Raw genomic sequence first — 4,327 nt, 5'->3', positions numbered from 1 at the left:
TGTCGCATCGCCTTGGACTGTTGATGATATCGTAGCGCTGGTGGAAAAGGCGGAGGACGCTGCGCCCATGAAGCGTGGCCCCTACAAACCCCGCGCGAAAAAAGATATTTCAAACTGACCCACTACCGGAAATTCTAGGCCGGGCCCTTCGCGCCCTATCAGGAGATACCGAATGACTGACCTTGCCAGAATGACCCTGTCAGAATTCACAGAACGCTTTACGCGGGAGGCGAAGCGTCTCGCCGGGTTCGACACGTTTGATGATGGGGCCACTGTTGATGAATACTGCGCAGACGTGGCGAAAAGCTACTTCGATGATGAACTCTACCGAGAAGAAGGCCCAGAAGTTTGTGCGGAAAGCGACGTTTCGCACTGGGGGGAAGAATGACTGACCTTGCCAAGCTGGACGCGGCGGCAACGCCGGATGGGCTGAATGAAAGCGGGAGATACTTCGACGCCAGCAAGACGGGATGGCACGAAGACCTGACCCAATGCGGCCACGGCGACACCGGGGAATACCTCAATCCGGCAGACGGAGAATTCATCGCGGCACTTTGGAACGCCTACCGTTCCGGCCACCTCATCGACCCCACCGACGACGCGGCGCTTGCGCGGGCTGGGCTGGTGAGGGTGGGGAATTGCGATCTGTGTGAGAACCCCGCAATAGAATTACGCCAGATGATCGGGGGCGCTATGTGTCGGACATGCGTGGCGAATGACGATCTATGGCACAAACTACCCACCAATCCCGATTCACAGCGCCGGGGTGACGTGGTATAGGCGGAATGCCAAACAAGGATCGCAGCATGGACTACGCGCCCGGAAAATGGAGAGATATTCCAGAGATTGGCGGGATGAAGCCGTGGGCCTGCTCGTACAGCAGGGGAGGCGAGCGCTACGCAATCACTCTCTACGGAACGGATGAGGCCCAGGTTATCAATGACAACTGTTCCGACTTGCCGGGCCTGCGTGTCGATGGTCAACTGGTGAGCGAGGCCAGCGCCATACGCAGATAGCAGCGATACCGCCGGGCGGCGCGCTGCATGGCCTTGCGACGGCGGCTCACGACAGGACGCCCAGCTTGCAAGCCGCCTTGACGTAGATCACCGGCAGATCGCCCGCTTGCTCAACCAGCATGGCCTCGACCGGTGCGACCAGCGCCAGGCATTCGCGGGGGTCCGTTTCGATCCGCATGGCCTCGGTTCGGCAATCGACCGTGACCGGGTCGGACAGCAGGCAGATGGTGGCGGTGAGGATCAACATCACTTACACCCGCCATCAATCTGCGCGATCAGAACCCGGCCCGACGCTTTCGACCGTGGCCCCCCGTCCAGCGCAAGAGCCGCCGCATGGCTGGACCGGGATAGGATCGTACCGTCGCAGATGGCGCTATCGACCGGACCTTTCACGCAGCCAATCAGTGTCGTCAGCAGGATCGCCGTGGCCAATATCCGCATTGTCGATTCCCTTTCGCGTTTCGATGTAGCCCCGCAGCCCGTCGCGTTCGGCCCGCAGGTTGGCGTTGTCCTCGATCACCCACCACAGCGCCCCGGCCAGTGACGCGACAACCGCCGCGCCACCGATCAGCAGGTACAGGCGGGTCACAGGTGCGCCGTTGCCGCCGCGACTGCCATCATGCTCGCCTTTTGCATGTCGGTGATGGCAATTGCAGCCTCGCGCGCACCCGGCCCCTTCTGGTCGCGAATGGCCTCACATTCCGAGATCAAGGCGGCAGCGATGAACTTGATCCGCTGAACATCCGCCAACCCCGAGGGATTGAACTTGTAGCGGACCAAATCCGCCGCGCTGGTGTTCACCGGAGTTTCGGCGGGCGTTTCGTCGCCCATGTGGAGTTTGATATGCATGTCAGTGTCTTTCTTCTGAATGGCCCGTTGACGCTCGGGCGGGCGATTGGCCGTCATGGCCGAATTTCATTGGCGGCGGGTCATGCCTGCCGACCTCGTACAAGCCACCAGATGCCCGTCAGAGCCGCCATGACCAGCACAGCGGCGATGGCATACTGCACCGGGCCATTGCCGCCCAGCAGCGTCCCAGCAGCGCCCAGAACGCCCGCCACGCCCCCCACCGCTCCCTTGTCGGTCAGCACATCCTTGATGGTGGCGGTGGCACTCTCCGGGCCGGATGCTTTGCCGGGGGCGGGTTCGCTCGCTTCCGGGCCGGTGACATGCACATAGTTTGATTCGGACAGCCGGATCGCCTTTGCCCGGACCTCGGCCACTCGCCGCGCCCAGCCCTTGCCGAACGTCGCCCAAGTCTTGAGCCGTTTGAGCCACGCCATCCGCGCCGCGCACAGTTCGGCGACCACCTGTTTCGCGCTGGTTCGCCCGATTGCCGCCAGTGTCTGCGCCCCGATCACGCCATCGGCATCAACGCCGACGATCCGCTGGACAAACTGCGCCGCGCGGGCTGGTCCGCTGTTCACTGCGAAGTCAAACACGGCATAGTCCAGACCGGACGGCAGATCATCGCCGCGCACGGCGTCCCAATACTGCGCCTTGTAAATCGCGGCCACTTCCTCGTCGGTGATTTCCTTGACTGACCGCACCGGCTGGTTGTGCTGGCGCAGCCACGCGGTGTAGGTCCGGTGCGTGATACCCTTGTTGGTCGCGCCGCCGGGGTCTTTCGGGTGGTTCACATAGCCGCCTTCATGGATCAGGACGGCCCGCAGACTTTCGGCAAAGTTCTCTCTCATGCTCATTCCCCTTTCGGCCTAGGGCCTTCCAGCAGTTCAAACGCTGCCGTGCTGGTGCGGTCAAAGACGGTCTTGCCGTCGCACTGGTAGGTCAGGATCAGATAGACAGTGACCCGCCCCGGTCGCAGGTTCGGGGGCGGGGTGAATGTCGGCTGTAGCGGCGTGGGCCTGTCGTCAACCTGCCGTGCTGCCAAGCGGGCAGAACCCGGCGTCGGCACGTTGTATGCGTCGGTGAAAATCGACTGCGATTGTATCAGAATGCAGGGTTCGCCCAGCCGGGTGCGCTCGGCCACGAAGTTAAACCGGATGTTTTCGCCCTGATAGACTGGTTCCGCGACATAGGTCATGCCGGGGGTTTCGCGGATCACGCGATCCTCCCCCTGCACAGCCGCCATGTCGTCTTGCAGTTGGGCGATGTTGATTTGCATCGCTGCCCACTGGTCTAGGAAGTCCCGCAGCGGGCCATAGGTGATCGACCACGCCCCGCCGAAGAACCCGCAGATGATGCTGAGAGCGCCGATCAGCTTTGCAGCCTCAACGACCCTGCCCCGCCATGTTTTCGGGAATTCGTCGCTGGTCATGCGGACACCTCGGATTGCGGCATCCGCAATATCCGCAGGTTCCCCGTGCCAGCCGACCGCGTGACGTAGAGGCGAGTGGTTTTCGCCGCCATCGACAGGCCGGACAGGGCGGCATTGGTCACGTTGCCCGTCACGCCAAATTCAGCCTTGGACGAGCCATCACTGCCGATGGCCGTGGCGGAATACCGGCCAACAGTGTTCCCGGGAAGCGGCCCGCTGACGTTGAAAATGACCTTGTAGATGGTCGCCGCCGTGGGGCTGAGCGTGATGGCCCCCAACAGATAGCTGGTGCTCGAACTGTCACCTGCAATCTGGATCGTGACGGTTTCGGCAACCGGGCAATCCACCTCGTACTCGACCTGCCCCCATGCTTTCGGAGAGAGCAACCACGGCCCCGGCATGTTGAACGGCATGATTTCAGCGTTCGTCGCGGCCATGTTGGTGCGGGTCGTTCCGGTCAGCGTGACGGGCCATGTGGAATCGTCGTTGAGGGGGTAGTAGCGATGCCCCGCCCCCTGCCTGCCTTCCCAAATGCCATCCATGTAAACGCCCGGAACAAGCAGCAGAGGGGTATCGCCGTTGGTCGCCCCGCAGCTTGAAATGTCGTTTGGTTCGTCGGGGTCAAACTGGAAAATCCCCGGCGCATGGGAGCCGTAGAAAATCGCGCGGTTGAAACTGCCGTGCGTGTTGCCCCGCGCCCGGATCCGGAAATCGCGCGACCCCTGGATATGCACGTCGCAGGCGGTGGTTACGCCGAAGGTGCAATCCTCAATGTAGCCGTGCGTCCCGCGTGAGTAGTGAACGCAGGGCGCGAGGGCATCAACACCGTCTGCGATACCGTCGAAGTCCACGTTTTGAACGCCGAACCCTTGGGTGTAGCAGTCCTGAAGGCCGATGCCGCCAGAATCGCAATCGGTAATGGCAGCGTTCTTGATGGTCGCCACGCAGTCGCGCAGAAGGAACGGACCCGCCGACGTGTTCCCATCGCAGTTGAAATTATCCAGTACCGTCTCGCCGGAATGGCGGATATCCA

General features: G+C 62.1%; 9 protein-coding genes. 3 read left to right on the top strand and 6 right to left on the bottom strand.

What is annotated here, in order from left to right; all coding sequences use genetic code 11:
• Positions 1 to 172 precede the first annotated feature (172 nt).
• The 3 genes from H7828_RS22645 to H7828_RS22635 are packed head-to-tail and all read left to right on the top strand — an operon-like array spanning position 173 to position 1,016.
• Positions 173 to 388: a hypothetical protein gene (locus H7828_RS22645; protein ID WP_226783321.1), complete on the top strand. Its 216-nt coding sequence runs from the start codon at positions 173 to 175 to the stop codon at positions 386 to 388.
• Positions 385 to 780: a hypothetical protein gene (locus tag H7828_RS22640; RefSeq protein ID WP_226783320.1), complete on the top strand. Its 396-nt coding sequence runs from the start codon at positions 385 to 387 to the stop codon at positions 778 to 780. The genes H7828_RS22645 and H7828_RS22640 overlap by 4 nt, the downstream gene beginning before the upstream one ends.
• A 26-nt stretch (positions 781 to 806) precedes the next feature.
• Complete coding sequence (locus tag H7828_RS22635; RefSeq protein ID WP_226783319.1) at positions 807 to 1,016, top strand: hypothetical protein; 210 nt, start codon at positions 807 to 809, stop codon at positions 1,014 to 1,016.
• A 46-nt stretch (positions 1,017 to 1,062) separates the two neighbouring features.
• On the opposite strand, the gene H7828_RS22630 is transcribed toward H7828_RS22635, so the two are convergent.
• The 6 genes from H7828_RS22630 to H7828_RS22605 all read right to left on the bottom strand — a co-directional run.
• Positions 1,063 to 1,263, bottom strand: a complete 201-nt coding sequence (locus tag H7828_RS22630; protein WP_226783318.1) for a hypothetical protein — start codon at positions 1,261 to 1,263, stop codon at positions 1,063 to 1,065.
• Positions 1,264 to 1,389: 126 nt separating this feature from the next.
• Positions 1,390 to 1,605 carry a hypothetical protein gene (locus tag H7828_RS22625; RefSeq protein ID WP_226783317.1) on the bottom strand — a complete coding sequence of 72 codons (216 nt, stop codon included), beginning with the start codon at positions 1,603 to 1,605 and terminating at the stop codon, positions 1,390 to 1,392.
• Entirely contained in the window at positions 1,602 to 1,922 is a 321-nt protein-coding gene (locus H7828_RS22620) for an Acb2/Tad1 domain-containing protein (protein WP_226783316.1), read from the bottom strand. Before H7828_RS22620 ends, H7828_RS22625 begins: the two co-directional genes overlap by 4 nt.
• Positions 1,923 to 1,945: 23 nt before the next feature.
• The gene (locus tag H7828_RS22615; protein WP_226783315.1) at positions 1,946 to 2,713 is read right to left on the bottom strand and encodes a glycoside hydrolase family 108 protein; all 768 of its coding nucleotides are present in this window, start codon (positions 2,711 to 2,713) and stop codon (positions 1,946 to 1,948) included.
• Between the two features lie 2 nt (positions 2,714 to 2,715).
• Positions 2,716 to 3,294 (bottom strand): hypothetical protein, encoded by a 579-nt coding sequence (locus H7828_RS22610; RefSeq protein ID WP_226783314.1) that lies wholly within the window; start codon positions 3,292 to 3,294, stop codon positions 2,716 to 2,718.
• The coding region (locus H7828_RS22605) for a hypothetical protein (protein WP_226783313.1) at positions 3,291 to 4,327 on the bottom strand (1,037 nt) is incomplete at its 5' end. The genes H7828_RS22605 and H7828_RS22610, both read right to left, overlap by 4 nt.

The sequence above is a fragment of the Oceaniglobus trochenteri genome, from assembly GCF_020529025.1.
Classification (GTDB): Bacteria; Pseudomonadota; Alphaproteobacteria; order Rhodobacterales; family Rhodobacteraceae; genus Oceaniglobus; species Oceaniglobus trochenteri.
This window is presented reverse-complemented; position numbering and strand designations above follow the sequence as displayed.

Bases quoted from the DNA above. Each gene is read 5' to 3' on its own strand.
- H7828_RS22645 (WP_226783321.1), top strand. From the start codon at position 173: ATGACTGACCTTGCCAGAATGACCCTGTCAGAATTCACAGAACGCTTT.
- H7828_RS22640 (WP_226783320.1), top strand. From the start codon at position 385: ATGACTGACCTTGCCAAGCTGGACGCGGCGGCAACGCCGGATGGGCTG.
- H7828_RS22635 (WP_226783319.1), top strand. From the start codon at position 807: ATGGACTACGCGCCCGGAAAATGGAGAGATATTCCAGAGATTGGCGGG.
- H7828_RS22630 (WP_226783318.1), bottom strand. From the start codon at position 1,263: ATGTTGATCCTCACCGCCACCATCTGCCTGCTGTCCGACCCGGTCACG.
- H7828_RS22620 (WP_226783316.1), bottom strand. From the start codon at position 1,922: ATGACGGCCAATCGCCCGCCCGAGCGTCAACGGGCCATTCAGAAGAAA.
- H7828_RS22615 (WP_226783315.1), bottom strand. From the start codon at position 2,713: ATGAGAGAGAACTTTGCCGAAAGTCTGCGGGCCGTCCTGATCCATGAA.
- H7828_RS22610 (WP_226783314.1), bottom strand. From the start codon at position 3,294: ATGACCAGCGACGAATTCCCGAAAACATGGCGGGGCAGGGTCGTTGAG.